The organism is Neoroseomonas terrae, from assembly GCF_018129025.1.
In the GTDB taxonomy this organism is placed as follows: domain Bacteria; phylum Pseudomonadota; class Alphaproteobacteria; order Acetobacterales; family Acetobacteraceae; genus Neoroseomonas; species Neoroseomonas terrae.
In genome coordinates, this window is sequence record NZ_JAAEDI010000018.1 from 37,498 (window position 1) to 62,144 (window position 24,647).

25 protein-coding genes and 1 other RNA gene are annotated in these 24,647 nt (G+C 69.0%); 15 read left to right on the forward strand and 11 right to left on the reverse strand.

Translation table 11 applies throughout. From position 1 onward, the window contains the following. Positions 1–21: 21 nt before the first annotated feature. The 3 genes from ilvN to miaA form a co-directional block, all read right to left on the reverse strand. Complete coding sequence (gene ilvN, locus GXW78_RS17140) at positions 22–540, reverse strand: acetolactate synthase small subunit (RefSeq protein ID WP_211870063.1); 519 nt, start codon at positions 538–540, stop codon at positions 22–24. A gap of 12 nt (positions 541–552) precedes the next feature. Continuing rightward, positions 553–2,352 carry an acetolactate synthase 3 large subunit gene (locus GXW78_RS17145; protein ID WP_211870064.1) on the reverse strand — a complete coding sequence of 600 codons (1,800 nt, stop codon included), beginning with the start codon at positions 2,350–2,352 and terminating at the stop codon, positions 553–555. A gap of 89 nt (positions 2,353–2,441) precedes the next feature. Then, positions 2,442–3,407, reverse strand: a complete 966-nt coding sequence (gene miaA, locus GXW78_RS17150; protein WP_211870065.1) for a tRNA (adenosine(37)-N6)-dimethylallyltransferase MiaA — start codon at positions 3,405–3,407, stop codon at positions 2,442–2,444. A 23-nt stretch (positions 3,408–3,430) separates the two neighbouring features. Between miaA and serB the strand changes: the two genes are divergently transcribed. Next, positions 3,431–4,324: a phosphoserine phosphatase SerB gene (gene serB / locus GXW78_RS17155; protein WP_211870066.1), complete on the forward strand. Its 894-nt coding sequence runs from the start codon at positions 3,431–3,433 to the stop codon at positions 4,322–4,324. Here serB and GXW78_RS17160 read toward each other — a convergent pair. The 5 genes from GXW78_RS17160 to hflK all read right to left on the reverse strand — a co-directional run bounded on the left by GXW78_RS17160 (position 4,294) and on the right by hflK (position 10,353). After that, positions 4,294–5,979, reverse strand: a complete 1,686-nt coding sequence (locus tag GXW78_RS17160) for a DUF6311 domain-containing protein (protein WP_246522335.1) — start codon at positions 5,977–5,979, stop codon at positions 4,294–4,296. The genes serB and GXW78_RS17160 overlap by 31 nt on opposite strands. Before the next feature lie 292 nt (positions 5,980–6,271). Beyond that, on the reverse strand, positions 6,272–7,789 hold the full coding sequence (locus GXW78_RS17165) for a DegQ family serine endoprotease (protein WP_211870068.1): 1,518 nt from the start codon (positions 7,787–7,789) through the stop codon (positions 6,272–6,274). A gap of 121 nt (positions 7,790–7,910) precedes the next feature. After that, complete coding sequence (locus tag GXW78_RS17170; RefSeq protein WP_211870069.1) at positions 7,911–8,102, reverse strand: DUF2065 family protein; 192 nt, start codon at positions 8,100–8,102, stop codon at positions 7,911–7,913. Continuing rightward, entirely contained in the window at positions 8,099–9,082 is a 984-nt protein-coding gene (gene hflC, locus GXW78_RS17175) for a protease modulator HflC (RefSeq protein ID WP_211870070.1), read from the reverse strand. Before hflC ends, GXW78_RS17170 begins: the two co-directional genes overlap by 4 nt. Beyond that, the gene (gene hflK / locus GXW78_RS17180; RefSeq protein WP_338147768.1) at positions 9,079–10,353 is read right to left on the reverse strand and encodes an FtsH protease activity modulator HflK; all 1,275 of its coding nucleotides are present in this window, start codon (positions 10,351–10,353) and stop codon (positions 9,079–9,081) included. Before hflK ends, hflC begins: the two co-directional genes overlap by 4 nt. Positions 10,354–10,482: 129 nt before the next feature. Between hflK and GXW78_RS17185 the strand changes: the two genes are divergently transcribed. Both GXW78_RS17185 and ilvD read left to right on the forward strand, forming a co-directional pair. Then, positions 10,483–11,589 (forward strand): Mrp/NBP35 family ATP-binding protein, encoded by a 1,107-nt coding sequence (locus GXW78_RS17185; RefSeq protein ID WP_211870071.1) that lies wholly within the window; start codon positions 10,483–10,485, stop codon positions 11,587–11,589. A gap of 81 nt (positions 11,590–11,670) precedes the next feature. Then, a complete protein-coding gene (gene ilvD / locus GXW78_RS17190) occupies positions 11,671–13,527 on the forward strand; it encodes a dihydroxy-acid dehydratase (RefSeq protein WP_211870072.1) in 1,857 nt (618 codons plus the stop codon). Positions 13,528–13,569: 42 nt separating this feature from the next. On the opposite strand, the gene GXW78_RS17195 is transcribed toward ilvD, so the two are convergent. Both GXW78_RS17195 and thyX read right to left on the reverse strand, forming a co-directional pair. Next, a complete protein-coding gene (locus GXW78_RS17195) occupies positions 13,570–13,818 on the reverse strand; it encodes a hypothetical protein (protein WP_211870073.1) in 249 nt (82 codons plus the stop codon). 9 nt (positions 13,819–13,827) lie between these two features. Then, a complete protein-coding gene (gene thyX / locus GXW78_RS17200; protein ID WP_211870074.1) occupies positions 13,828–14,769 on the reverse strand; it encodes an FAD-dependent thymidylate synthase in 942 nt (313 codons plus the stop codon). Positions 14,770–14,955: 186 nt separating this feature from the next. On the opposite strand from thyX, the gene GXW78_RS17205 reads away from it, so the two are divergent. Continuing rightward, positions 14,956–16,116 (forward strand): M20 aminoacylase family protein, encoded by a 1,161-nt coding sequence (locus GXW78_RS17205; protein ID WP_211870075.1) that lies wholly within the window; start codon positions 14,956–14,958, stop codon positions 16,114–16,116. A 31-nt stretch (positions 16,117–16,147) separates the two neighbouring features. On the opposite strand, the gene tcuA is transcribed toward GXW78_RS17205, so the two are convergent. After that, the gene (tcuA, locus tag GXW78_RS17210) at positions 16,148–17,644 is read right to left on the reverse strand and encodes an FAD-dependent tricarballylate dehydrogenase TcuA (protein ID WP_211870076.1); all 1,497 of its coding nucleotides are present in this window, start codon (positions 17,642–17,644) and stop codon (positions 16,148–16,150) included. Between the two features lie 126 nt (positions 17,645–17,770). Between tcuA and ssrA the strand changes: the two genes are divergently transcribed. The 11 genes from ssrA (at position 17,771) to GXW78_RS17265 (ending at position 24,421) form a co-directional block, all read left to right on the forward strand. Next, positions 17,771–18,094: a transfer-messenger RNA gene (ssrA, locus tag GXW78_RS17215) on the forward strand. Positions 18,095–18,133: 39 nt separating this feature from the next. Further along, a complete protein-coding gene (locus GXW78_RS17220) occupies positions 18,134–18,655 on the forward strand; it encodes an SspB family protein (RefSeq protein ID WP_211870077.1) in 522 nt (173 codons plus the stop codon). Between the two features lie 116 nt (positions 18,656–18,771). Beyond that, the gene (locus GXW78_RS17225; protein ID WP_211870078.1) at positions 18,772–20,436 is read left to right on the forward strand and encodes a fumarate hydratase; all 1,665 of its coding nucleotides are present in this window, start codon (positions 18,772–18,774) and stop codon (positions 20,434–20,436) included. Between the two features lie 53 nt (positions 20,437–20,489). Further along, positions 20,490–20,738, forward strand: coding sequence for a DUF2798 domain-containing protein (locus GXW78_RS17230; protein WP_338147769.1), 249 nt, complete (start codon positions 20,490–20,492; stop codon positions 20,736–20,738). 31 nt (positions 20,739–20,769) lie between these two features. Then, the gene (locus GXW78_RS17235; protein ID WP_211870079.1) at positions 20,770–21,027 is read left to right on the forward strand and encodes a DUF1272 domain-containing protein; all 258 of its coding nucleotides are present in this window, start codon (positions 20,770–20,772) and stop codon (positions 21,025–21,027) included. Between the two features lie 2 nt (positions 21,028–21,029). Further along, the gene (locus GXW78_RS17240; RefSeq protein WP_211870080.1) at positions 21,030–21,290 is read left to right on the forward strand and encodes a hypothetical protein; all 261 of its coding nucleotides are present in this window, start codon (positions 21,030–21,032) and stop codon (positions 21,288–21,290) included. After that, positions 21,287–21,673: a RidA family protein gene (locus tag GXW78_RS17245; RefSeq protein ID WP_211870081.1), complete on the forward strand. Its 387-nt coding sequence runs from the start codon at positions 21,287–21,289 to the stop codon at positions 21,671–21,673. The genes GXW78_RS17240 and GXW78_RS17245 overlap by 4 nt, the downstream gene beginning before the upstream one ends. A gap of 127 nt (positions 21,674–21,800) precedes the next feature. Further along, a complete protein-coding gene (locus tag GXW78_RS17250) occupies positions 21,801–22,121 on the forward strand; it encodes a YXWGXW repeat-containing protein (RefSeq protein WP_211870082.1) in 321 nt (106 codons plus the stop codon). 200 nt (positions 22,122–22,321) lie between these two features. Further along, the gene (locus GXW78_RS17255; protein WP_211870083.1) at positions 22,322–22,729 is read left to right on the forward strand and encodes a VOC family protein; all 408 of its coding nucleotides are present in this window, start codon (positions 22,322–22,324) and stop codon (positions 22,727–22,729) included. 28 nt (positions 22,730–22,757) lie between these two features. Further along, a complete protein-coding gene (locus tag GXW78_RS17260; protein WP_211870084.1) occupies positions 22,758–24,200 on the forward strand; it encodes a class II fumarate hydratase in 1,443 nt (480 codons plus the stop codon). Beyond that, positions 24,197–24,421: a ribbon-helix-helix domain-containing protein gene (locus GXW78_RS17265; RefSeq protein WP_211870085.1), complete on the forward strand. Its 225-nt coding sequence runs from the start codon at positions 24,197–24,199 to the stop codon at positions 24,419–24,421. Before GXW78_RS17260 ends, GXW78_RS17265 begins: the two co-directional genes overlap by 4 nt. Positions 24,422–24,647 lie beyond the last annotated feature (226 nt).

Sequence of the window (24,647 nt, forward strand, 5' to 3'; positions counted from 1 at the left end):
CACTCCCCTCTCTTCAGGAAATCAGATCAGTCCGCGCGGGCCACGCGCGATCGCCACGGCGCCGGTGCGCGAGACTTCCGCCAGCCCGATCGGCCGCATCAGCGCGCAAAAGGCGTCGATCTTGTCGCCCGCGCCCGTCATCTCGAAGACGAAGCTCGTCGTCGTCGCATCCACCACGCGGGCACGGAAGGCATCGGCGAGGCGCAGCGCCTCGACGCGATCATCGCCGGTGCCCACCACCTTGATCAGCGCCAGCTCGCGCGTCAGGTGCGGTCCTTCCAGCGTCAGGTCGGACACCTTGTGCACCGGCACCAGCCGGTCGAGCTGGGCCTTGATCTGCTCGATCACCATCTCGGTGCCAGAGGTCACGATCGTGATGCGGCTGATGCGCCCGGTTTCGTCCACCGGCGCCACGGTCAGGCTGTCGATGTTGTAGCCGCGGCCGCTGAACAGCCCCACCACGCGGGCCAGGATGCCCGGCTCATTCTCCACCAGCACGGCGATCGTCGCCGCGCGCGGCGCGCTATCGAATTCAGACATGATACGCGCCCCTCAGACCAGGACCTTGCCTTCGTCCGTGACGCCGGCAACGCCGCCCTCCTGATCCGGACCCAGGATCATCTCGTTATGGGCGGCGCCGGAGGGGATCATCGGAAAGCAGTTCTCATCCTTGGCCACCGCGATATCCGCGATGACGGGTCCGGGGTGGGCGATCATCTCGCGGATGCCGGCATCGAGGTCGGCCGGGTCGGTCACGCGGATGCCTTTTGCATGGAAGCTCTCCGCGAGCTTCACGAAGTCGGGCAGCGCGGCGGAGTAGCTCTCGGAATACCGCCCGCCATGCAGCAATTCCTGCCACTGGCGCACCATGCCCATGTATTCGTTGTTCAGGATGAACACCTTCACCGGCAGGCGATACTGCGCCAGCGTGCCCATCTCCTGGATGTTCATCAGGATCGAGGCCTCGCCAGCGATGTCGATGCAGAGCGCATCGGGATGCGCGATCTGCACGCCCATCGCTGCCGGCAGGCCGTAGCCCATCGTGCCGAGGCCGCCCGACGTCATCCAGCGGTTCGGCTTCTGGAAGCCGAAATACTGCGCGGCCCACATCTGGTGCTGGCCGACCTCGGTGCTGATGAAGGTCTCGCGGCCAAGCTCGCGGGTAATCTCGTACAGCCGCTTCACCGCGTGCTGCGGCTTGATGATCTTGCCTTCCTGGCGATAGCGCAGGCAGTCGATGCCGCGCCATTCGTCGATCCGGCGCCACCAGGTGGTCAGCGCCGCCTTGTCCTGCGCCGCGCCGTCTTCCTTCCACGCCGCGATCAGCGCAGCCAACACGCGGCCGGCATCGCCCACGATCGGCACCTCGACCGGCACGTTCTTGTTGATCGAGGACGGGTCGATATCCGCGTGGATCTTCTTCGAATTCGGCGAGAAGGCGTTCAGCCGCCCCGTCACACGATCATCGAAGCGTGCGCCGATGTTCAGCATGACGTCGCAATCATGCATGGCGAGGTTCGCCTCGTAGGTCCCGTGCATCCCCAGCATGCCAACGAACTGCTTGTCGTCGGCCGGGAAGGCGCCAAGCCCCATCAGCGTGTTCGTGCAGGGAAAGCCCGTCATGTGCACGAAATCGGCGAGCAGCCGCGATGCCTCGGGCCCGGCGTTGATCACGCCGCCGCCGGCATAGACGATTGGCTTCTTCGCATGCTTCAGCAGCGCGATCGCCTTGCGGATCTGCTCGGCATCCGGCTCGGTCTGCGGGCGGTAGGAACGGTGCTCGGTCTTCGGCGCCTCAGTATAGGGCGCCTTGTTGATCAGGATGTCCTTCGGCAGGTCGATCACCACCGGGCCGGGACGGCCGGACTTCGCGACGTAGAAGGCCTCATGCACCACGCGGGCGAGGTCGGCCGACTTCTTGACCAGGTAGTTATGCTTGGTCGCCGGGCGCGTGATGCCGGTGGTGTCGGCTTCCTGGAACGCGTCGTTGCCGATCAGATGCGTCGGCACCTGACCGGTCAGGCAGACGATCGGGATGCTGTCCAGCAGCGCATCCACCAGCCCCGTCACGGCGTTCGTGGCACCGGGGCCGGACGTCACCAGCACGCAGCCCACCTTGCCGGTCGAGCGCGCATAGCCCTCGGCCGCATGCACCGCGGCCTGCTCGTGCCGCACCAGGATGTGGCGGATCGCGTTCTGGTTGAAGATGGCGTCGTAGATCGGCAGGACCGCGCCGCCCGGATAGCCGAAGATGACCTCGACGCCGTTGTCCTTCAGCGCGCGCAGGACGACCTCGGCGCCTGACATCGTCAGGGCGGCTTCGGTGCTGGCGGGCTTCGTGGCGGCGGACATCGGGTGTGATCTTTCCTCGTGGCGTAGCATCGCCCGGCGGGACGATCCCGGGGGCGAGGCGGGGCTCTTAGACCCCTCGCTGCGGCGCGTCAACGCATCCGATCAACAAACGCGAAAATATCGGCCGCCAAACTTTCCGAAAATTGCGTATCACCCGCGATACGCGCATGGATCGTATGCGTTCGCGACACATCGGCGAGTGCATGATGCCGGAACCAAGTCGCCTGTCGCTTGGTATATTGCCCGGTGTTGAGGATCGCACGTTCCGACGCCGCCGCCGCCGTCATCCGCCCCGCCAGCATGGCGGCCAGTTCCGGCACGCCATGGGCGCGCATGGCCGGCAGTGCGGGGTTCAGGCCCTGCGCGACCAGGGCGCGCACCTCATCCACCGCCCCGCCGCCCAGCATCGTCGCCCAGCGCGCCGCGATCGCCGAGCGCAGCGCCTCCCGGGGCGGGTCGATCAGGATGGCGGCGAAGCACCACGGTGCCGGCCCGGTGCCGCCACCCGCCTGCCAGGACGCCAGCCCCCTGCCCGTCCCGCGCCAGACCTCCCAGGCGCGAGCGAGGCGTTGGCTGTCGGAAGGCCGCAGTCGCGCCGCCGTCCCGGGATCCTCCGCGAGCAGCCGGGCGTGCAACACCGCCGGCCCGCCCTCGGCCAGAAGCCGTCGCGCTTCCTCCCGCGCCGCCTCCGGGATGGCCGGGATGTCAGACAGGCCCTGCGTCAGGGACGAGAAATACATGCCCGTACCGCCGCACAGGATCGGCAGCCGCCCCGCCGCACGCGCCGCCGCCATGGCGGCCAGCGCCTCGCCGCGCCACCACGCCACGCTGGCCGCTTCAGCCGCCGGCCGCACGCCGTACAGCGCATGCGGCGCCCGCGCCTCCTCCTCGGGTGTCGGGCGGGCGGTGATGACGCGCAGCTCGCGATAGAGCTGCATGCTGTCGGCGTTGATCACCACCCCGCCGACGCGTTCGGCCAGCGCCAGCGCCAGTGCCGACTTGCCGCTCGTCGTCGGTCCGGCCACCAGCAGCGCGGGCGGTTGATCCCCGGTCATCGCACGGGCATACCGCGCCGCGCATGGACCATGTTCTGACCCTGGTCGCCCCGCGCGGCGGCCTTGCCACCACCGCGCTGCAGGCAGCGCGCGATGCGCTCGCCACCATCGGCGCCACGGCGGGCACGCCCGACTGGCTTTCCGCGGATGAAGCGGCCGACCTGCCCTTCGCCGGCCTCGCCGCCGACCAGGCTGAGGCCGCGGCGCGCGCCGCGCTGGACGGCCAGCCCATCGACCTCATCGCCCAGGCCACGACCGGCCGGCGCAAGCGCCTGCTGATCGCCGACATGGACAGCACCATCGTCACGTCCGAGACGCTGGACGAACTCGCCGGCCAAGCCGGCATCAAGGACCAGATCGCCGCCATCACGAAGCGCGCCATGAATGGCGAGCTGAACTTCGAGGACGCGCTGCGCGAGCGCGTCGGCAGGCTGAAGGGCCTCGGCGTCGATGCCCTGGACCGCACCTGGGCCGAGACCGTGCTGATGCCCGGCGCGCGCGAACTGGTCGCGACGATGCGCGCCAACGGCGCCCGCTGCGCGCTGGTCTCCGGCGGCTTCACCTTCTTCACCGGCCGCGTCGCCGCGCTGGTCGGGTTCCACGAACACCACTCGAACACGCTCCTCGAGGAAGACGGACGTCTCACCGGCCATGTCGCCGAGCCGATCCTCGGGCGCAATGCCAAACTCGCGACGCTCAAGCGATTGGCGGCTGAAGAAGGCATCGGCCTCGACGCGACGCTGGCCGTGGGCGACGGCGCCAACGACCTCGACATGATCCAGGCGGCGGGCCTTGGCGTCGCATATCATGCGAAGCCCGTCGTGGCCGCGGCGGCGCGGGCGCGGGTGGAGCACACCGATCTCCGCGCGCTGCTGTTCGCCCAGGGCTATCGCGGCGCGGCGTTCGCCGGCGTCTGACCATGCCAGCCGGGCGCGAGCACCCAGCGCCCGTCAAACTGCCCGAGCATGTCCCGCTCGGGGTCCATGCTGTCGCGCGCCAGGGCGAGAGATCGCTCATCGCCCAGCACGTAGAAGGTTCGGGGCTCATAAAAGCCGTTGTCGAGTCGCTGCGCGACCACGGCGTTCAGCGCCTCCACCGCCCGCGGATCGAGGCGCGCGAGGTACACGGCATCGGTCTGCAGCCCGAGGGTCGCGGCATAGACAGCGACTTCCTCCCAGTTCGGCGCCTGCATGCCTGTCGGCACGACGCGAACGACGGTGTAGTGCCGGGCCGCTTCCCGCCAGAAGGGGTCGGCGAGGCGTAGCGGCACCTCCGGTGGCTGCGGTGCGAAGTAGTCGTTCAATCGCGCCAGTCCCGGTCGCAGATCCGCCGCCTGCAGCAGCAGCGCGACGACCAGCACGATGCCCACCCGTCGCCCGCCCAGCCATCCCACCAGCGCCACGCAGGCACCGAGCAACGCGGCATACAGCACCGGCCAGAAGAAGCGTTCCGACGCGCGCAGCGCATCGGCGTGGGAGACGACCCACGCCGGCAGCGACAGCACCTCGAATACCTGCCCGCCGATCGCGACGCGGTGCGTGATGGCGATCGCCAGCAGCCCGGCCAGGACCCCCAGGAGAGGCCAGTAGCGGCGCGACGGCAGGCAAGGCCGCGCCACCCAAGCGACCAGCCCCAGCGCGAGCACCAGCAGCACGCCGAGGCCTGGGTAGGAGTTCCCGGCCTCCAGATGATCCGCCGTCTCGATGTCGGGCCATAGGCCGCTCCAGTATCCGCCATCGAAGGGCGCGAGCAGGTCGAGCTGCATCTGCCCGAAGCCGCCCCAAGTGCCGCCGAGGCCGTCGCTGAGCGCGAAGAAGCCGCTTGCCCACAGCCCGGCAATGCCGGCAACGGGCGCGAGCAGCACTTCCGCCACGAGAGACCAGCCGCGTCGCTCACGATCAACCGCCCGCGCCAGCCAGTCGGCCGCCCACAAGGCGCCGACCATCGGCAGGATGTAGGCGTGGATCATCGCCGAGACGGCCATCAGCGCTGCCCAGGCTAGCAGGCGCCGCAGCCCCGCCCCAGGGACGACGCAAAGCCAGAGTCCCGCCAGCAGCAGGAACTGCCCACCCAAGGCGAAATGCCCGCCCAGGCGCGCCAGCAGCAGCGGCTGAAGCACGAACAGACCCGCCCCCGCCAGCCGCGCCAGCGAGTCGGCCGTCGCCCGCCCGATCAGCGCCCAGGCGATCAGCGCCTGCAACGCCCCGCAGGCGTAGATCCAGAGGCCCCAATACTGATCGACCTGGACGACGGGCTGCAGCGCCTTGAAGGCGAAGGCCAGCAGCGGGATCGAATCGGAATAGAAGATCGAAGAAGCGAGCTCCATTCCCCAGCCCGGATTGCTCCCTGGCGGCCAGTGCCAAGCATCCCGCGCGAAGGTGGTCCAGCCGAGCCAATACTGCACGGGGTCAGGGCCGATGCGACCCGACAGCATCCAGCCGGTATCGGATGGCGGCAGGATATGGCCGCCGAAGGTGACATAGATGACGAACGCGCCGAGGGCGGCCGCCGCCGTTCCCCCGATCCATGCGGCAAGGCCGACGGGCGTCGGATCGGGTTCGGTCGGACGCATCACCTTGCCTGTATCATCGCGGCAGGTGGCGAAACAACGGCAGCGTCAGATGCGGAGATAGCGCGGCTGCGGCGGTTTGACCGGCGGGGACGTCCCGCCCGGTTACCGCACTTCGCCAAAGGCCGAAGGGCCTTTGGAAACCGCGTCGCGATACCGGCGAGGTCTGTAAGGTAGCGGTGGCGAGACCTGCCCCGCACCATTGGCAGGTCACTCGCCCATCGGTGCCCCGCATCGCGGGGCACCCTGGCAGCGTGAAAGCTGGAGCGGAATGTGATCGGCTCCAGCGCCCACCTCAGCCCGGCGAGCCGCGCTCCCCACGCAGCCGCAGCGGCACGAAGCGCTGACCCCCCGCACCCTCCACGCCAAGCAGCGCGACGCCACGGTTCTGCTGGCGCAGGCGGCCGATGCGTTCCTGCACCTCGGCGGGCGTCGTTACCCGTTCCTGCTGCACCTCGACGATCACGTCGCCCGGGCGCAGCTCGCGCTCGGCAGCCGGGCTGCCGGGCGCCACCTCGACGATGACGACACCACGCTGCTCAGCCCGCAGATTGAAGCGCTGCCGCAGCTCGTCGGTGATCGGGGCGACCAGCATGCCGAGGCCGCTCAGCTCCACCGGCCGGTCCGGCTGGGGCGGCGCCGGCGGGGCGCCGCCGCCAGCCTGCGCCTGGTCCGCCGGCAGTTCGCCAAGGGTAATGGTGACCGTCTCCTCCTTGCCGTCGCGCCAGATCACGACGGGAACCTGCTCGCCAACCGTGGTGTCGGCGACGATGCGCGGCAGGGTGCGCATCTCACGCACATCGATGTTGTTGAACCGCAGGATTACGTCGCCGGAGCGGATGCCGCCACCCGCCGCGGGCCCACCATCCTGCGCGCGCGCGACCAGCGCGCCGCGCGCGCCGCCGGGCAGGCGCAGCGCCTCGGCGATCTCGTCCGTCACCTGCTGGATGTTCACGCCGAGCCAGCCGCGACGGACGCGCCCGCCGTCGCGCAGCTGCGCGACGATGCGCTGGGCGAGGTTCGCCGGAATGGCGAAGCCGATGCCGATCGACCCGCCCGACGGCGAATAGATCGCCGTGTTGATGCCGACCACCTGGCCGGCCATGTTGAACAGCGGGCCGCCCGAATTGCCGCGGTTGATGGCGGCATCGGTCTGGATGAAGTCGTCATACAGGCCCTGGCGGATGTCGCGACCGCGCGCCGAGACGATGCCCGCCGTCACCGAGCCGCCGAGCCCGAAGGGGTTGCCGATCGCGAGCACCCAGTCACCGACCTGCGCCTCGTCCGAATTGCCGAAGGTCACGGCGGTCAGCGGGTGCTCGGTGCGGATGCGCAGCACGGCGATGTCGGTCCGCGGGTCGGTGCCCAGCAGCTCCGCCTTGATCGTCGTGTTATCCTGCAGGATCACGTTGATCTCGTCGGCGCCGTCGATGACGTGGTTGTTCGTCACCACGATGCCGGCCTGGGCGTCCACGATGAAGCCCGACCCCAGCGACTGGCCGCGGCGCTGCGGGCGCTGCGGCTGCTGCGGCGCGCCCTCCTGGCCGGGACGGTTCCGGTTGAAGAAGTCCCGGAAGAATTCCTCGAACGGGCTGCCTGGCGGAGCCTGCGGCATCTCCGGGGCATCGGGACGGCCGGGGCGCGCCTGCACCGCCTGGGTGGTCGAGATGTTCACCACCGCCGGCAGAAGCTGCCGGGCGAGCGGCGCGAAGGTCTCCGGCGCGCGCTGCGCCTCGGCGGGCAGGGTGACGGAGGTGGCCGCCAGGACGGCGGACAGGAGGAGGACGGCGAAACGCACGGTGGGCAACCTCATGCGGAATGGTCCCGGTCGGATGGTGGACAGGAAGGGATGTGGCGATCCGGCCCCGATCCGGAAGCGGTCATCATGCACCGAAATGCCGGGGGGATGCCATGAATGGCCGTTCAAGCCTTCTTCAGGGCTGCAGGGCCCAGGCGAGGCCGACGCCGGCAACCGCCGCCACCAGCCCGCCGAGCCGCAGCCGCTGCTCCGGCGCTTCCGCCAATGCCCTCAGGGCCCGACGCATCGCGCCGGGCGCAAGGGCATAGGCGATGCCCTCCAGGGCCAGCACGACGGCCACGCCCTGGAGGAGTCCGACCAGCGTCACTGCTGCGCCGGTGCACCCTGGGCCGGGGGTGGCGCCGGCGACGCGGCCGGTGCCGGCGACGGGCTCGCCGCCGTCTCACTCGGCGCGGTCGGCGTGACCGGCGCAGCCGACTGACGCTCGCCGCCGAGACCGCGGAAGTAGCGGAAGAACTCGGAATCGGGCGTCATCACCATGCGGCTGTTGCCCTCCGAGAACGCCTCCCGATAGGCCTGCATGGAGCGCCAGAACTGGAAGAAGTCCACGTCACGGCTGAACGCTTCCGCAACGAGGCGGATCGCTTCCTCCTCGCCCTGGCCGCGCAGCACGTCGGCCTGCGCCTGGGCTTCCGCCAGCAGCACGGTACGCTCGCGCTCCGCGCCCGCACGGACGCGCTGCGCCACCTCGGCACCCTCGGCGCGCGCCTCCCGGGCGACACGCTCGCGCTCGGACTGCATGCGCTGGAGGATGGCGTTGGTGTTCTCCTCCGGCAGGTCGGCGCGGCGGATGCGGACATCCACCACCTCGATGCCGAATTGCTGCGACTCCGCGTTCACCTGGTTGCGGATCTCGCCCATGATGCGCGCGCGGTCGGTGGAAAGCACCGACAGCAGCGGCTCGTTGCCCAGCACGCGGCGCAGGGACGAGGAGACGATCGAGTTCAGCCGGGCGCGGATGCCCTGCTCGGTCGCACCGACCGTCTGGTAGAATCGCAGCGGGTCGGTGATGCGGTAGCGCGTGAAGCTGTCGATGATCAGCCGGCGCTGGTCGCCCAGGATGACTTCCTCGCCCGGCGCGTCGAAATCGAGCAGCCGGCGGTCGAAGGTGATGACCGACTGGATGAAGGGCAGCTTCACATGCAGACCCGGCGTCTCGATGACGCGGATCGGGTCGCCGAGCTGGGTGATCAGCACCTGCTGCGTCTGCTGCACGGTGAACAGCGAGGAGATCGCCGTGATTCCGATGACGACGACCGCGCCGAGCGCGATGACGGAGCGGTTCATCGCGGCGCTCCCTGCGGCAGGCGGGGCTGGACGGTGGCGGCCGGTGCCTGCGGCAGCGGCGCCGGCCGCGTCGCCGGCAGGTTACCCTGCGGGCGCTGCTGTTGCAGCGGCCCGCCCTCGCCCAGCGGCAGGAAGGGCACGATGCCCTGCAGCCGGTCATCGACGAGCACCATCGGGTTGCGCCGCAGGATCTCCTCCATCGTTTCGAGATACAGACGCCGCGCCGCGACATCCGGCGCAGTGCGGTAGGCCGTCAGCACCGAGATGAAGCGCGCCGCCTCACCGCGGGCGCGGGCGATCTGGCTTTCGCGCGCGCCCTGCGCCTCCTGGACGATGCGCTCGGCCTCGCCGCGGGCGCGGGGGATGATGTCGTTCCGGAAGGATTCCGCCTCGTTGCGGGCGCGCTCGCGGTCCGCGTTGGCGCGCTGCACGTCGCGGAAGGCATCGACCACCTGCGCCGGCGGATCGACCTTCTGCAGCTGCACCTGGGTGATCTCAATGCCGGCGCCGTACTGGTCCATGATCGCCTGGGTGCCGCGACGGACTTCCTGCTCGATCTGCGCGCGCGCCTCGGTCAGCGCGGGCTGGATCGGAGTGCGGCCGATCACCTCGCGCATCACGGATTCGGCGGCGAACTTCACCGTGCTTTCCGGGTTGCGCGTATTGAACAGGAATTCGCCCGCATCGCGGATGCGCCAGAAGACGGCGACGTCGATGTCGATGATGTTCTCGTCGCCGGTCAGCATCATGCTTTCGGCCAGCACGTCTCGGGATCCCGGGCGGCCACTGACGATGCCCTGTTCGGGCGTGCCGATGAAGCCGATATCGACACGGTTGATGCGCGTCACGCGAGGCGTCGTCACCGTCTCGACCGGCCAGGGGATGTGGTAGTTGAGGCCCGGCGGCGCGGTGCGCTCGAAGGCGCCGAAGCGCATGACCACGCCCTGCTCGTCCGGCTGCACGCGATAGAAGCCCGAGGCGCCCCACACCGCCACGAGAACGAGGCCAAGCAGCGCCGCCCCCTTCCCGCCACCGCGCGGCAGATAGCGGCGCACCGCATCCTGCGCCTGGCGGATCATGTCATCGAGGTCAGGCCCGCGCCCGCCGCCCGGGCCGCCGGAACCGCCGCCACCGGGCGGGGGCGGCGAGCCCCACGGGCCACCGGGCTTCGGGTTCCCCCAGGGACTCTGACCGCCGCTGTTGTTCCAGGGCATTCGACGTTGCGCCTCCGAACTCATCCAGATGGTGACGTCGAACCCGGCGCCTGCCATGTGGGGATGCATGGGACGCCGTGACCGACCAATATGCATGCCGGCCGGGTCGCCGGGGGGCGACCCGTTAGAAGCGTCAACCTCGCCCGGCGGAGGCGATATTGTCCAGTAACGGGGGCTTTTCAAGCGATGTCTGAGACTCTGGCGGCGGCGGTGGTAGTGGCGCTGCGGGCCGTGAAGGATCCGCTGACCGGTCGTGACGTGGTCTCGGCAGGCATGGTGCAGGGCCTCGCCGCGCGGGACGGGCTGGTGCAATTCTCCCTGGAAGTACCGCGCGAACGGGCCGCGCAGATGGAACCCCTGCGCGCCGAGGCGCAGAAGGTTGCCGCCGCGGTGCCGGGCGTGCTGAACGTAACCGTCGTACTGACGGCGCACCGGCCGGCCGCGCCGCAACCCGCCACGCCGCGCCAGGCGGCCCGGGCGCCGACCGGCCAGGGTGCGATGCTGTTGCCGGAGGTCGGGGCCATCGTCGCCGTCGCCTCCGGCAAGGGCGGCGTCGGCAAGTCGACCACGGCCGTCAACCTCGCCGTCGCGCTGGCCGCGCAGGGGCTGCGCGTCGGGCTGCTGGATGCCGACATCTATGGCCCGTCCCTGCCGCAGATGCTCGGCACGCGGGAGAAGCCGCGCAGCAGCGGCCAGACCATCCAGCCGCTGTCCCGCTGGGGGCTGAAGGCGATGTCGATCGGCTTCCTGGTGGATGAGGAGACGCCGATGATCTGGCGCGGCCCGATGGTGATGGGCGCGCTGGAACAGATGATGGGCCAGGTGGCGTGGGGTGCGCTCGACATCATGGTGGTCGACATGCCGCCGGGCACCGGCGACGCGCAGCTCACCATGTCCCAGCGCGTGCCGCTGGCAGGCGCGGTGATCGTGTCCACGCCGCAGGACGTCGCACTTCTCGATGCCCGCCGCGGTGTGCGGATGTTCGAGAAGGTCAACGTTCCCGTTCTCGGGCTGATCGAGAACATGTCCTACTACTGCTGCCCGAACTGCAACCACCGGGCTGAGCTGTTCGGCCATGGCGGGGCGAAGCGCGAGGCCGACCGGCTCGGCGTCGAGTTCCTGGGCGAATTGCCGCTGAAGCTCGCCATCCGGGAACTGGCCGATGCCGGCACGCCGATCGTCACGGCAAAGCCGGACAGCGAGGAAGCCGCCACCTATCGCCGCATCGCCGCCCGCCTGTGGGAGAAGGTCCAGGCCAAGGCCGGGGCCGGGCCGGCCATCGTCATCGACTAGTCACGCGGTTTTGGCGCGGCGGCCCAACCGCGCTACACCCCCGCCCTCAGCAGCCGCCAAACCCCCGAGGAAACCCGGCCCATGCCGCAGTACCGTTCCCGCACCACCACCCATGGCCGCAACATGGCCGGCGCGCGCGGCCTCTGGCGCGCCACGGGGATGAAGGACGGGGATTTCGGCAAGCCGATCATCGCCATCGCCAATTCCTTCACCCAGTTCGTGCCCGGCCATGTCCACCTGAAGGACCTCGGCCAACTGGTCGCGCGGGAGATCGAGAAGGCCGGCGGCGTCGCCAAGGAATTCAACACCATCGCGGTCGATGACGGCATCGCCATGGGGCATGACGGGATGCTGTATTCCCTGCCCTCGCGTGAGCTGATCGCGGACGCCGTGGAATACATGGTCAACGCGCATTGCGCGGATGCGATCGTCTGCATCTCCAACTGCGACAAGATCACGCCGGGCATGCTGATGGCCGCGATGCGGCTGAACATCCCGACGATCTTCGTCTCGGGCGGCCCGATGGAAGCCGGCAAGGTCGTCCATCGCGGCGTGAAGCGGAGCGTCGACCTGATCGACGCCATGATCGTCGCCGCCGACAGCACCGTGACGGATGAGGAAGTGGCCGTCATCGAACGTTCGGCCTGCCCGACCTGCGGGTCGTGCTCGGGCATGTTCACCGCCAATTCGATGAACTGCCTGACGGAGGCGCTCGGCCTCGCGCTGCCCGGCAACGGCACCGTCGTCGCGACGCATGCGGACCGGAAGGAGCTGTTCCTCGAAGCCGGCCGCCGCATCGTCGAGATCACCCGCCGGCACTACGAGACGGACGATTTCTCCGTCCTCCCGCGGTCCATTGCGACGTTCACGGCTTTCGAGAATGCGATGACACTCGATATCGCCATGGGCGGGTCCACCAATACCGTCCTGCACCTGCTGGCGGCGGCGCAGGAAGGCGAGGTGCCGTTCTCCATGGCCGACATCGACCGCCTTTCGCGCCGCGTGCCCGTGCTGTGCAAGGTCGCGCCTTCGGTCATCAATGTGCATGTCGAGGACGTCCACCACGCCGGCGGCATCATGGGCATCCTGGGCGAGCTCGATCGCGGCGGGCTGATCGACACCTCCGTCTCCCGCGTCGATGCGCCGACGCTGGCCGAGGCTCTGGCCGAATGGGACGTGAAGCGCAGCCCGACCGAGGCGGTGCAGACCTTCTTCAAGGCCGCCCCCGGCGGCATCCCGACCACCGTCGCCTTCAGCCAGTCGGCGCGCTGGGACGATGTGGACGATGACCGCTCGACGGGCGTGATCCGCGATGTCGAGCACGCCTTCTCGAAGGATGGCGGTCTCGCCGTGTTGTTCGGCAACATCGCCGAGGAAGGCTGCATCGTGAAGACGGCGGGCGTCGATGCCTCGATCCTGAAGTTCACCGGCCCGGCGCGGGTGTTCGAGAGTCAGGATGCGTCGGTCGAGGCCATCCTTGGCAAGAAGGTGCAGGCCGGCGACGTGGTCCTGGTCCGCTACGAGGGCCCGCGCGGCGGCCCCGGCATGCAGGAGATGCTGTATCCGACCAGCTACCTGAAGTCGGTCGGCCTCGGGAAGGCCTGCGCGCTGGTGACGGATGGGCGCTTCTCGGGTGGCTCCTCGGGCCTGTCGATCGGCCATTGCTCCCCCGAAGCCGCCGAGGGCGGGCTGATCGGCCTGGTCGAGGATGGCGACACCATCGAGATCGACATCCCGAACCGCCGCCTGCACCTCGCCGTGTCAGATGAAGTGCTGGCGCAGCGCCGCGCCGCGATGGAAGCGAAGGGTGCTGACGCCTGGCAGCCGGCCGCGCCGCGCAAGCGCAACGTGACGGCGGCGTTGAAGGCTTATGCTGCGCTGACGACCAGCGCCTCGCGCGGCGCGGTGCGCGATGTGAGCGGCGTGCGGCGCCGGTGAAGACGGACTGGAGAGAGGCAGCGCCTCTCTCCAATCAGACCCCTACCGCCGCTGCGTCATCCGCCCTACCACGAAGCCGAAGACGAAGGTGCCGATCAGGATCGCCGCCACCTCGCCCATCAGCGCGTGCACCAGCGGTAGCCCCACCAGCAGGGCAAGGCTGAAGCTCCCGATGAAGATCCAGCGCTGCGCCGCTGGCCCGATCGCGGACCAGCGGCTGGCCGCCTTCTTGGTCCGCGCCCGCGGCGTGGCGCGCTTCGGCGCCGAGCGGCCCTTCGCGCTGCCGCTCATGCTGGACGTTCAGCCGGCATCGCGGCCGATCATCTCCATCAGTTCGCGCCACTCCCGCTTCGACAGGCCCGAAGCGTCCTGCGTCACTGCCTCCCCCGCCAGCAGGCACTTCACGATGGCCAGCATCTGCGCGGACAACGTCACTGCCCCCAGCCGGTAGTCGCGGAAGGCATCGAAGGCCATCGGCACCCAGGCTTTCACGGTGTCGAGCATGGCCCCGGCATAGGCGCGGATCTCGTACTGCGCATGGGCGTCGGCGCGCAGCGACAAAAAATTCAGCAGGTTGTGAAGGTCCGTCTTCCAGTACCACTGCGTATAGGCGTTGAGCGTCAGGTTCATCCGGGCCAGTTCGCGCGCCAGCCCCTGGCGGCCGGGATCGCGCGGCGAACCGTCCTCCGCCTCGTTCAGCATATCGAGGTAGTGGTCGTAGTTGCGCGTCGCATCCTCGCGCAGGAGATCGAGGACGCGGGCAGCCTCGTCGCCCTCCAGCACATCGCCCCGCCCCTGGCGGTTCACCGCGGATTGCGCGGCGAGCTGGTCCGGCGCCGGAATGTAGAATTCCCGGTCGAGAATCGAATAGCGCGCGGAGTACTCGTTCACGTTCGCCGTGCGGTGGCGAATCCACTGCCGCGCGATGAAGATCGGCAACTTCACGTGGTACTTGATCTCGCACATCTCGAAGGGGGTCGAGTGCCGATGCCGCATCAGGTAGCGGATCAGCCCGCGATCCTCATTCGCTGCACGGGTGCCGCGGCCATAGGACACGCGGGCGGCCTGCACGATCGCCGCATCATCGCCCATGTAGTCGATGACGCGAACGAAACCGTGATCGAGTACGGGGATCGCCTGGAAAAGCATCGATTCCAGCGCTGACACGGTCGGACGCCGCGTGCGGCCCTCCGCGGCGCGGGCGGCGTCGATCTCCTGCTGCTGGTCGGCGGTGAGCGCCATGGCAATCCCCTGGGCAACGAACCCCGCTTCATAGGTGACTACCCCGGGGCGGAACAGCCTTGCCATCGAAGGGGGGCCCGGTTCGCAGACCGACCGACCCTCTCCGATCAACCCCGTGCCTGGCGCGGTCTATCCGACCGCGCCAGGCGGGTGCAGCATGGCATCAAACAGCCATAGGGAGCCGCCATGTCCGCCCTCGACGCCATCCGCCGCGACCATGCCGAACTGACTGCCATCCGGCAGGACCTCCACGCGCATCCCGAGCTCGGCATGCAGGAGCACCGCACCGCCGCCCGCGTGGCCGAGCTGCTGGAATCCTGGGGTGTCGAGGTCCATCGCGGCATCGGCGTGACGGGGGTGGTCGGCGTGCTCCGCAGCGGCACCGGCAACCGCGCCGTCGGCCTCCGCGCGGACATGGACGCCCTGCCGATCGAGGAACTGAACGACGTCTCCTACCGCTCAACCGCCAAGGGCGTGATGCACGCCTGCGGCCATGACGGTCACACCACGATGCTGCTCGGCGCGGCGAAGTACCTCGCGGAATCGCGCAACTTCGACGGCATCGTCCACTTCATCTTCCAGCCCGGCGAGGAAGGCTGCGGCGGGGCGCTGGCCATGCTCGAGGACCGGCTGTTCGAACGCTTCCCCTGCGATGCCATCTTCGGCATGCACAACCGCCCCGGCATGAAGCTCGGCGAGTACGGCATCCGCAGTGGGCCGACGGCCGCCGGCGGCGCATTCTTCGACATCGCCATCGCCGGCAAGGGCGCCCATGGCGCGCGGCCCGAGGCCAGCATCGACCCGGTGCTGACCGCGTGCCACGTCACGACCGCCCTGCAATCCATCGTCAGCCGCACGCTTTCCCCCCGCGACCCGGCCGTGGTCAGCGTGACGAAGGTCGTGGGCGGGGAGGCCTACAATGTCATCCCCGAGACCGCGACCATCTCCGGCACCGCCCGCTTCTTCACGCGGGAGGTCGGCGAGCAGATCGAGGAGGCGATGCGTCGCGTGGCGGAAGGCGTTGCCGCCGGCTTCGGCGCCACGGCAACGCTGTCCTGGCGGCTGATCTTCGCGCCCACCATCAACGACGCGACGCAGACCGAGGCCTACGCCGACGCCGCGGCGGATTTGGTCGGCAGTGAGAAGGTCGCCCGCAACAACCCGCCCGGCATGGGCTCCGAGGATTTCTCCTTCATGATGGAGAAGGTCCCCGGCGCCTATATCCATGTCGGCAACGGCCCCGGCGCGATGCCGCACAACCCGCGCTACCAGTTCAATGACGAGGCGATCCCCTATGGTGCGGCGCTCTATGCGCGTCTTGTGGAGCGCGAACTAGCCAAGGGCTGACCTGGTCGCGCACGGCCGCGCGCGACGCCCCTCAGCGGCGCAGGTCCGCGACGGCCGTGGCGCCGGCCAAGCGGCCGAACACGGCGCCGTTGATCAGCCCCGACCCGCCCGGATAGTTGAAGTAGAAGATGCCGCCGACCAGTTCGCCGGCGGCATACAGGCCCGGGATCGGGGCCTGGTCGGCATCCAGCACGCGCGCCTCGGCATCGATGCGCAGCCCGCCGAAGGTGAAGGTGATGCCGCAACCGACCTGGTAGGCCTCGAAGGGCCCCTCCTCGATCGTGTTCGCCCAGTTCGATTTGTTGATCGCGAGACCCTCCGTGCAGCGCCCGTCCTTGACGTTCGGGTTGAAGGGGATTTCCTGTCGCACCGCCGCGTTGTAGGCGCGGATTTCTTCCAGGAAGGCCTTGCCGTCGACGCCTTCCAGCTTGCCCGCCAGTTCCTCCAGCGTGTCAGCCTTCACCTTCGTCACCTGCTTGATGCGGTATTCGTCGCGCAAGACGTGCAGCACCTTCCTGTCGAAGACCTGCCAGGCGAAGTTGCCCGGCTGCTCCAGCACGACGCGGCCGTACTTCGCATAGGTATAGTTGCGGAAATCCGCCCCCTCATCGAGGAAGCGCCGTCCATTGGCGTTGATCAGCACGGACCAGGGGTAGGAGTGCTTCTGGAAGGCATCGCCCACCGCGAGGTCGCCATATTCCGGCGCGTTGAAATCCCACTGCACCGCATGGCAGCCGGAATAGTTGCCGAAGGGCGAGGCGCCGATCTCGAGCGCCATCTTGATGCCGTCGCCGGTGTTGAAACGGGTGCCGCGCACCTTCGCCAGTTCCCACCCCGCGCCGAGATAGCGGGTGCGCCATTCGGCATCACCCTGGAAGCCGCCGGCGGCGAGCACCACCGACTTCGCCCTGATCGCGTAGATGCGGTCGGCGGTCTTCACCTCGACGCCCTTCACGCCGAAGCCGTCGGTCAGGATGCGACGGGCGCGAGCGCCGTAGCGGATCTCGATGCCGCGCTTCTTCGCGGCTTCGGTCTCGGCCTGTACCAGGCCCGGCCCGCCGCCATAGGATTCCACGGTCAGCCCGCCCCAGAACTTGAATTTGCCATCCACCTTGAAGGCCTGACGGCCCCAGATCGGCGCGAACTTCACGCCCTTCGACTGCAGCCAGCGCATGGCGGGGAAGCTGCCGCGGACCAGGATCTCGCACAGCTCGGGTGACGTCCGGTTCCGCGTGACGCGGAACATGTCGTCGAAGAACTGGTCCTCGGTGTAGGTGCCGAAATCGGTCTGCGCGACCTCGGCATCGGTCAGGTCCGGCATGATCTCGCGCAGATCCTCGACACCGCGATAGGCGAACCGGATGGCGCCCGCCGTGAAGCGGGTGTTGCCGCCGGCCTCGTCCTCCGGTGCGCGTTCCAGCATCACGACGCGCGCGCCGTTTTCCTGCGCCGAGAGCGCGGCGCAGAAGGCGGCATTGCCCCCGCCCACCACGACGACGTCGAATTCCTCTACCGCTGCATCAGACATGGCGTTTCCCGTGACGATCCGTAGGCGTTCCGCGCCGCAGGCGAACCCGCCGGCGGCCGCGCCATAATTGCGAATGATTCGCAATTTCAGTCAACGCGAAATCAGCGGCGCGTCGCTTGGCCTTTCCCCCTCGAAATCCGGGCTCTGCCGCGCTACATGGGCTCCGTCACCTCGGTGACTATGGCGATAAACGGCGTATGGAATAAGCGTTGCGGACCCGGGGGCGGTACCCGGCGCCTCCACCATCTCACCCGACCGGTATCGTGGTCGGCGGACGGGGGCGAAACAGGCTCGACGCGCGCGGTAAAGATCCGTCTTTTGCCCGGCATTGTACCGCCGTTATCGGGCTAAATCATAAGTGCCAACGATAACAGCCGCGAGGCTGTGGCGCTCGCTGCCTAAATAGGTAAGCGCGGTTCGGGGGGCACCGGGCAACAGAAGCCCCCCACTTCCCTTTGCATCCCGCTGCGTCCGGGCCTAGATGGCCGCATGAGCGATGACGCCAACCCGCCCGAAAGCCTGCTGCCTTACGACCTGTGGGCCGAGGAAGCCCTGCGTGAGGTCGCCATCCAGGCGATCGAACGCGTCGAAGCGGAAGGCCTGCCCGGCGAGCACCATTTCTACCTTACCTTCCGCACCGACCACCCCGGCAGCGTCGTGCCCGGGCATCTCAAGGCGCGCTACCCGCAGGAGATCACGATCGTCCTGCAGCACCAGTTCGAGGGCCTGCACGTCGATCGTGCCGCAGGCCGTTTCGAGGTGACGCTGTTCTTCGGCGGCGTGCCGTCCCGCCTGGTGGTGCCGTTCGGCGCGCTGACCATGTTCCATGACCCGCATGTCCGCTTCGGCCTGCGCTTCCCTGCGCTCGGCATGGACGCGCCGGTGATGGAGGACGTGCCAGAGGAAGAAACGTCAGCGGAAGGAGTCCCGCCCGCCGAGGCGCCGCCATCCGCACCGGCGCAGGTCGTGAGCCTGGATGCATTCCGGCGTAAGCCGGCAAAGGACGGTTGATGTCGCGTCGGAGAGGCGCCCTTCCCCTACCCCCTCTACCGCAGTTGGCGCCCTCCCGTCCCCTGCGCTAGAGCAGCCCTACGCGCGCCCAATGCCCGCGCGCCCGGAGATTGTGCATGACCCCGCCGCTCGACGATGCCGCCGCTCCCGCCCGGCCGGCCGGTTTCGCCTATTCCCCCATGTTCCCGCTGGGCGAGGACACCACGCCCTATCGCAAGCTGGACATCGAGGGCGTCTCGACCGTCGAGGTCGATGGCAAGCGTGTCCTGAAGATCAAGCCGGAGGCGCTGACCGAGCTTACCTTCCAGGCCTGCCACGACGTGTCGCACCTGCTGCGCCCGGCGCATCTCCAGCAACTCGCGAAGATCCTCAAGGACCCGGAATCCAGCGCGAATGACCGCTTCGTCGCGCTCGACCTGCTGAAGAACGCGAACATTGCTTCGGGCGGCATCCTGCCGATGTGCCAGGACACCGGCAACGCGATCGTCTTCGGCAAGAAAGGCCAGCGCGTCTGGGTCGAGGGCGATGAGGAGGAAGCGATCGCCTATGGCGTGTCGCGGACCTACACCGAGACGAACCTGCGCTACTCGATGAACGCGCCAATCACGATGTTCGAGGAGGTGAACACCGGCAACAACATGCCGGTGGAGTTCTCCATCATGGCGCAGCCCGGCGAGCACCACGCCGATGAGTTGCACCTGATGTACATCCTCAAGGGCGGCGGGTCGGCCAACAAGACCTTCCTGTACCAGCAGACGCGCGCCGTGCTGAACAAGCCGAAGCTGCTGGCGTTCCTCGAGGAGAAGATCAAGACGCTCGGCACCTCGGCCTGCCCGCCGTATCACCTGTCGATCGTCATCGGCGGCACCTCGGCCGAAATGACGCTGAAGACGGTGAAGCTCGGTTCGACCAAGTGGCTCGATGCGCTGCCGACCAAGGGCGACAAGTCGGCGCATGCCTTCCGCGACCCGGAGCTGGAAGCCGAGATCCACAAGCTGACGCAGAATCTCGGCATCGGCGCGCAGTTCGGCGGCAAGTATTTCTGCCATGACGTGCGCGTCATCCGCCTCGCGCGCCACGGCGCGTCGCTGCCCATCGGCATCGGCGTGTCGTGCAGCGCCGACCGCCAGATCAAGGCGAAGATCACCGCCGAGGGCGTCTTCCTCGAACAGCTCGAGACCGATCCCGCGCATTATTTGCCGGAACACACGGACGACATCCTGGGCGGGGAGGTCGTGAAGATCGACCTGAACCAGCCGATGGACCAGATCCGCGCGACGCTGTCGAAGTACCCGGTGAAGACGCGCGTGTCCCTGACCGGCACCATGGTGGTGGCGCGCGATATCGCCCACGCCAAGCTGCAGGAACGGATCGACCGCGGCGAGGGCCTGCCGCAATACATCAAGGACCACCCCGTCTATTACGCCGGCCCGGCCAAGACGCCGCAGGGCTACGCCACGGGGTCCTTCGGCCCGACCACGGCAGGACGGATGGATTCCTACGTGGATGCCTTCCAGGCCGCCGGCGGGTCCTTCGTCATGCTGGCGAAGGGCAACCGGTCCAAGGCCGTGCTGAACGCCTGCAAGAAGTATGGCGGCTTCTATCTCGGCTCGGTCGGCGGCCCGGCGGCGCGGCTCGCGCAGGACTGCATCAAGAAGGTCGAGCAGCTCGAATACCCCGAGCTCGGCATGGAAGCCGTCTGGCGCATCGAGGTCGAGGATTTCCCCGCCTTCATCGTCGTCGACGACAAGGGCAACGATTTCTACGAGGGGCTGGAATAGGGGTGCCGCTCGTCGCGGCTATCGCCCGGCCGGCCCTGGAGTAGACAGCCACCGTGATACCCCGCCACCGCATCCCGGCCCGCCACGCCGGGATCGTCATGCCGCTGCTGCTGTCGGTCATCATGACCTGCATCATCTCGGGCGTATCGACCCTCCTCGCCCTGGGATTGACGGGGGAGGCGCTCGCCCGGTGGCCGGTCGCCTGGGGCCTGTCCTGGCTCGTCGCCTTCCCGACGCTGCTGGTGGTGCTGCCCATCGTGCGGCACCTCGTCGCGCACCTCGTCGCGCCGCCCGTGCAATGACAGTATGGGCGGGCCAAGGAAGGAACGCCCCATGCTGCAACTCCGCCCGAACTGCGAATGCTGCGGCCGCAACCTGCCGCCCGGGAGCCGCGACGCGCTCATCTGTTCCTTCGAATGCACCTGGTGCGTGGATTGCGCGCGCACGAAGCTGCCCGGCGGGCTGTGCCCGAATTGCGGCGGCAACCTCGTCGCGCGGCCGATCCGCCCGGCGGAGAAGCTCGCGAAGTTCCCCGCATCAGTCGAGCGCGTCCATCGCCCTGAGCGCTGCGGCGGCCCTGCAACGGCCTGAGCGTGCCGGACCGCATCCGCCTCCTCGGCATCGTCGCCAATGCCGCGCTCTGCGTCATCTTCGGCTTCTTCGCCATCTTCACGCTGGCTGAGGGGCTGACCGGCATGGCCGCCTTCTTCGCCCTGATCGCCGCCGTCGCGGCGTTCAACTGGCATGTCATCCGCAAGGCCGCCGTCGTGATCGCAGCACAGGCGTCACAGCGCGCGGAGCTCGAGCGGCGCCTCGCCGCCATCCACCTCGCTCCACAGGAATCCCGGCCATGACCGATCGTCGCCTCATCTCCTCCGGCTCGAAGTTCGAGGAGGAAATCGGCTACTCCCGCGCCGTCGTCGTGGGCGACGACATCTGGGTGTCGGGCACCACCGGCTACGACTACGCGACGATGACGATCGCGGACGACGTCGTCGGGCAATGCGACCAGACCTTCCGCAACATCGCCGCAGCGCTCGCCGAAGCCAGGGCCACGCTGGACGACGCCGTGCGCGTGATGTTCATCGTGCCGGACCGCGCCGATTGGCAGCCCTGCTGGCCGGTGGTGAAGAAGTATCTCGGCAAGGCGCGGCCGGCTTCGACCCTGATCCACGCCGGGCTGCAGACCGACGCGATGAAGATCGAGATCGAGGTCACCGCCCGCCGCCGCGGCTGACCGCGGGAAACCCGTTCCGCAACACCCCGTTACCCTTCGCAGCAACATTGCCCCCATCGCGCCGCAGGCGTCGCGGAGGCTCCGGATCGCGGGCCACTTCGCCCGCACCTGTGAAGGAGTAGCGTACATGACCAGTCGTCGAGGCCTTTTCGTCGCCCTGCCCGCCCTCGCCGCGGCCGCAGCGGGCCTCGCCCTGCCCGCACCGGCCGAGGCGCAGAGCGTCACGCTGAACTTCGGCCCGCCTCCGCCGCCGCCCTATGCCCGCCGGCCGCCGCCGCCGCGCCGCGGCCGCACCTGGGTGGACGGCCACTATCGCTGGGATGGCCGCCGCTATGTCTGGCGGGAGGGCTACTGGGTCCGCGACCAACGCGGCCGCCGCTACGCCCAGCCCCGCTGGGACCAGGATGGCGACCGCTGGCGCTATCGCCCCGGCCGCTGGGAGCGCTGAGGCCGCGCCAGGACCGCCCCCGGATCGCGGCACCCGCCGCGATCCGCGAGCACAAAGCGCGACAGTGCTCGGCGCGAAGGCAAGAGCCGCGGATGCGGCCCGCCCGCCGTCTGAGGGGACGATCAAAATGCCAACGAACGGTCGCCCAAGGGCGACCGTTCGTGTACAGGGCGCGAGCCGCCGCCGTTCCAGGACCCGACATGCGCTTCGCCGTCGATCGCCTCGACCACCTGGTCATCACCTGCCGGGACGTCACCATCTCCGCCTCCTGGTACCAGCGCGTCCTGGGCATGGAGGTCGAGGAGTTCGGCGAGCGGAAGCGCACCGCGCTCAAGTTCGGTGGCCAGAAGATCAACCTCCGCCCGGCCGAGGCGACGCAGCAGGAATGGTGGACGGGTGCCGCCGGCGGCGTCCCGGGCACCGCCGATCTGTGCTTCATCGTCACGGTCGATGGGGAACAGATCATCGACCATCTGCGGCGCTGCGGCGTGGCGGTGGAACTCGGCCCGGTGGGAAAGGCGGGTGCGCTCGGACCCATAACCTCGGTCTATTGCCGCGATCCTGACGGCAACCTGATCGAGATCTCGACCTACGGTGCGCTGGACTGAGGCCCTATATCGCGGGTCGGAGGACAGTATGACCGCGACCCGCACCAGCCTAGCGCCCGCCGCCGCGACGCGCACCGAGACCGACAGCCTCGGCACCGTCGACATTCCTGCCGACCGCTACTGGGGCCCGCAGACCGAACGCGCCCGCGCGCTGTTCCGCATCGGCGACGCCCGGCTCGACCCCGGCGTGATCCGTGCGACTGGGCTGCAGAAATGGGCTTCGGCCGAGGCGAATCGTCGACTTGGCGAGTTGCCGGATGCCGTCGCCGAGCCGATCAAGGCCGCCGCCGCCGAGGTCGAATCGGGCGCCCGCGACGCCGACTTCCCGCTGCCCGTCTGGCAGACCGGGTCCGGCACCCAGACCAACATGAACGCGAACGAGGTCATCTCGAACCGCGCCAACGAGATGCTCGGCCAGCCGCTCGGCAGCCGGAAGCCGGTGCATCCGAACGACCACGTCAACCGCGGCCAATCCTCCAACGACAGCTTCCCGACGGTGATGCACCTTGCCGCCGTGGACGCCGTCCGGAAGCGCCTGCTGCCGGGCCTGGCGGAGCTGCACGCCGCGCTCGACGCCAAGGCGGTGGAGTACCGCGAGGTCCTGAAGCTCGGCCGAACGCACCTGATGGATGCCGTGCCGGTCACGCTGGGCGGCGAGTTCCACACCTGGGCGCGCCAGGTGCGCAACGGCATCGACCGCGTTAAGGACACGCTGGCGCGCCTGCTGCTGCTGCCCCAGGGCGGCACCGCCGCGGGCACGGGGCTCAACACCCATCCCGACTTCGCCGCCACCTTCTGCGCCCTCGTTGCCGAACGCACCGGGGAGGCCTTTGCACCCAACCCCGACAAGTCGGAGGGCATGGCCGCGCATGACGCGTTCGTGGAGCTTCATGGCGCGCTCAACACCGTCGCCGTTTCGCTGAACAAGATCGCCAACGACATCCGCCTGCTGGGGTCCGGCCCGCGCGCCGGCATCGCGGAGCTGGTCATCCCGGCCGACGGGCTTTCCAGCAGCATCATGCCCGGCAAGACCAACCCGACGCAGAGCGAGGCCCTGACCATGGTGGCCGCCCGCGTCATGGGCAACCAGACCACCGTCACCTTCGCCGGCGCCCAGGGGCACCTGGAACTGAACGTGTTCAAGCCCGTGATCATCCAGGCGGTGCTGGAAAGTGCGACGCTGCTCGGTGACGCCGCGCGGTCCTTCGCCACGCACATGGTCGCGAAGCTGGAACCCAACCGGGCCCGGATCGCGGACCAGATGGCGAAGTCGCTGATGCTGGTGACCGCGCTCAACCCCCGCATCGGCTACGACAAGGCGGTCCAGATCGCCAAGCTGGCGCTGGTCGAGGACCTGACGCTGAAGGACGCCGCCGCGAAGCTGGGTCACGTAACGCCTACCGACTTCGACCGCTGGGTACGCCCCGAGGACATGCTGTCACCCGGCGGCACGCTGGAAGGCGGCGGGTGAAGCCGCATCTGGCGAAACGATCCTTCTCCCTGGCCGGCCATCGGACGTCGGTTGCCCTGGAACCCGCGTTCTGGGCCGCGCTGGAAGCGGCGGCACGGCGCCGGGCGGTCAGCCTGGCGGCGCTGGTAGCCGAGCTGGACGCCGCGCGGGCGGCGGATGGCGCGCCGCTAGCGAGCACGCTGCGGGTGTTCGCACTGGCGGACGGCGCGCCGGAGGCATGAGGCGACGAATTGGAGGGGCGCTGCCCCTCCAAGCCGCCCCGCCAAAGGCCGAAAGGCCGTTGGAAACCGCCACTTGGCGCGGCCGCGACAGTCGCGTTCCCTAGTCAGGCGCCCACGCTGCACCGAAGTTCGGCTTTGTCGGGCCGGGAGGCCTCCGCCTGCTGAACGCCGGGTATTGGTTTCCAAAGGCCTTTCGGCCTTTGGCGGGGTGAGCCCGAGAGGGGCA

Excerpts from the sequence above, each read along its gene's own strand:
- ilvN (WP_211870063.1), bottom strand. The coding sequence starts at position 540 with ATGTCTGAATTCGATAGCGCGCCGCGCGCGGCGACGATCGCCGTGCTG.
- GXW78_RS17145 (WP_211870064.1), bottom strand. The coding sequence starts at position 2,352 with ATGTCCGCCGCCACGAAGCCCGCCAGCACCGAAGCCGCCCTGACGATG.
- miaA (WP_211870065.1), bottom strand. The coding sequence starts at position 3,407 with ATGACCGGGGATCAACCGCCCGCGCTGCTGGTGGCCGGACCGACGACG.
- serB (WP_211870066.1), top strand. The coding sequence starts at position 3,431 with ATGGACCATGTTCTGACCCTGGTCGCCCCGCGCGGCGGCCTTGCCACC.
- GXW78_RS17160 (WP_246522335.1), bottom strand. The coding sequence starts at position 5,979 with ATGCGTCCGACCGAACCCGATCCGACGCCCGTCGGCCTTGCCGCATGG.
- GXW78_RS17165 (WP_211870068.1), bottom strand. The coding sequence starts at position 7,789 with ATGAGGTTGCCCACCGTGCGTTTCGCCGTCCTCCTCCTGTCCGCCGTC.
- hflC (WP_211870070.1), bottom strand. The coding sequence starts at position 9,082 with ATGAACCGCTCCGTCATCGCGCTCGGCGCGGTCGTCGTCATCGGAATC.
- hflK (WP_338147768.1), bottom strand. The coding sequence starts at position 10,353 with ATGGCAGGCGCCGGGTTCGACGTCACCATCTGGATGAGTTCGGAGGCG.
- GXW78_RS17185 (WP_211870071.1), top strand. The coding sequence starts at position 10,483 with ATGTCTGAGACTCTGGCGGCGGCGGTGGTAGTGGCGCTGCGGGCCGTG.
- ilvD (WP_211870072.1), top strand. The coding sequence starts at position 11,671 with ATGCCGCAGTACCGTTCCCGCACCACCACCCATGGCCGCAACATGGCC.
- GXW78_RS17195 (WP_211870073.1), bottom strand. The coding sequence starts at position 13,818 with ATGAGCGGCAGCGCGAAGGGCCGCTCGGCGCCGAAGCGCGCCACGCCG.
- thyX (WP_211870074.1), bottom strand. The coding sequence starts at position 14,769 with ATGGCGCTCACCGCCGACCAGCAGCAGGAGATCGACGCCGCCCGCGCC.
- GXW78_RS17205 (WP_211870075.1), top strand. The coding sequence starts at position 14,956 with ATGTCCGCCCTCGACGCCATCCGCCGCGACCATGCCGAACTGACTGCC.
- tcuA (WP_211870076.1), bottom strand. The coding sequence starts at position 17,644 with ATGTCTGATGCAGCGGTAGAGGAATTCGACGTCGTCGTGGTGGGCGGG.
- GXW78_RS17220 (WP_211870077.1), top strand. The coding sequence starts at position 18,134 with ATGAGCGATGACGCCAACCCGCCCGAAAGCCTGCTGCCTTACGACCTG.
- GXW78_RS17225 (WP_211870078.1), top strand. The coding sequence starts at position 18,772 with ATGACCCCGCCGCTCGACGATGCCGCCGCTCCCGCCCGGCCGGCCGGT.
- GXW78_RS17235 (WP_211870079.1), top strand. The coding sequence starts at position 20,770 with ATGCTGCAACTCCGCCCGAACTGCGAATGCTGCGGCCGCAACCTGCCG.
- GXW78_RS17245 (WP_211870081.1), top strand. The coding sequence starts at position 21,287 with ATGACCGATCGTCGCCTCATCTCCTCCGGCTCGAAGTTCGAGGAGGAA.
- GXW78_RS17250 (WP_211870082.1), top strand. The coding sequence starts at position 21,801 with ATGACCAGTCGTCGAGGCCTTTTCGTCGCCCTGCCCGCCCTCGCCGCG.
- GXW78_RS17255 (WP_211870083.1), top strand. The coding sequence starts at position 22,322 with ATGCGCTTCGCCGTCGATCGCCTCGACCACCTGGTCATCACCTGCCGG.
- GXW78_RS17260 (WP_211870084.1), top strand. The coding sequence starts at position 22,758 with ATGACCGCGACCCGCACCAGCCTAGCGCCCGCCGCCGCGACGCGCACC.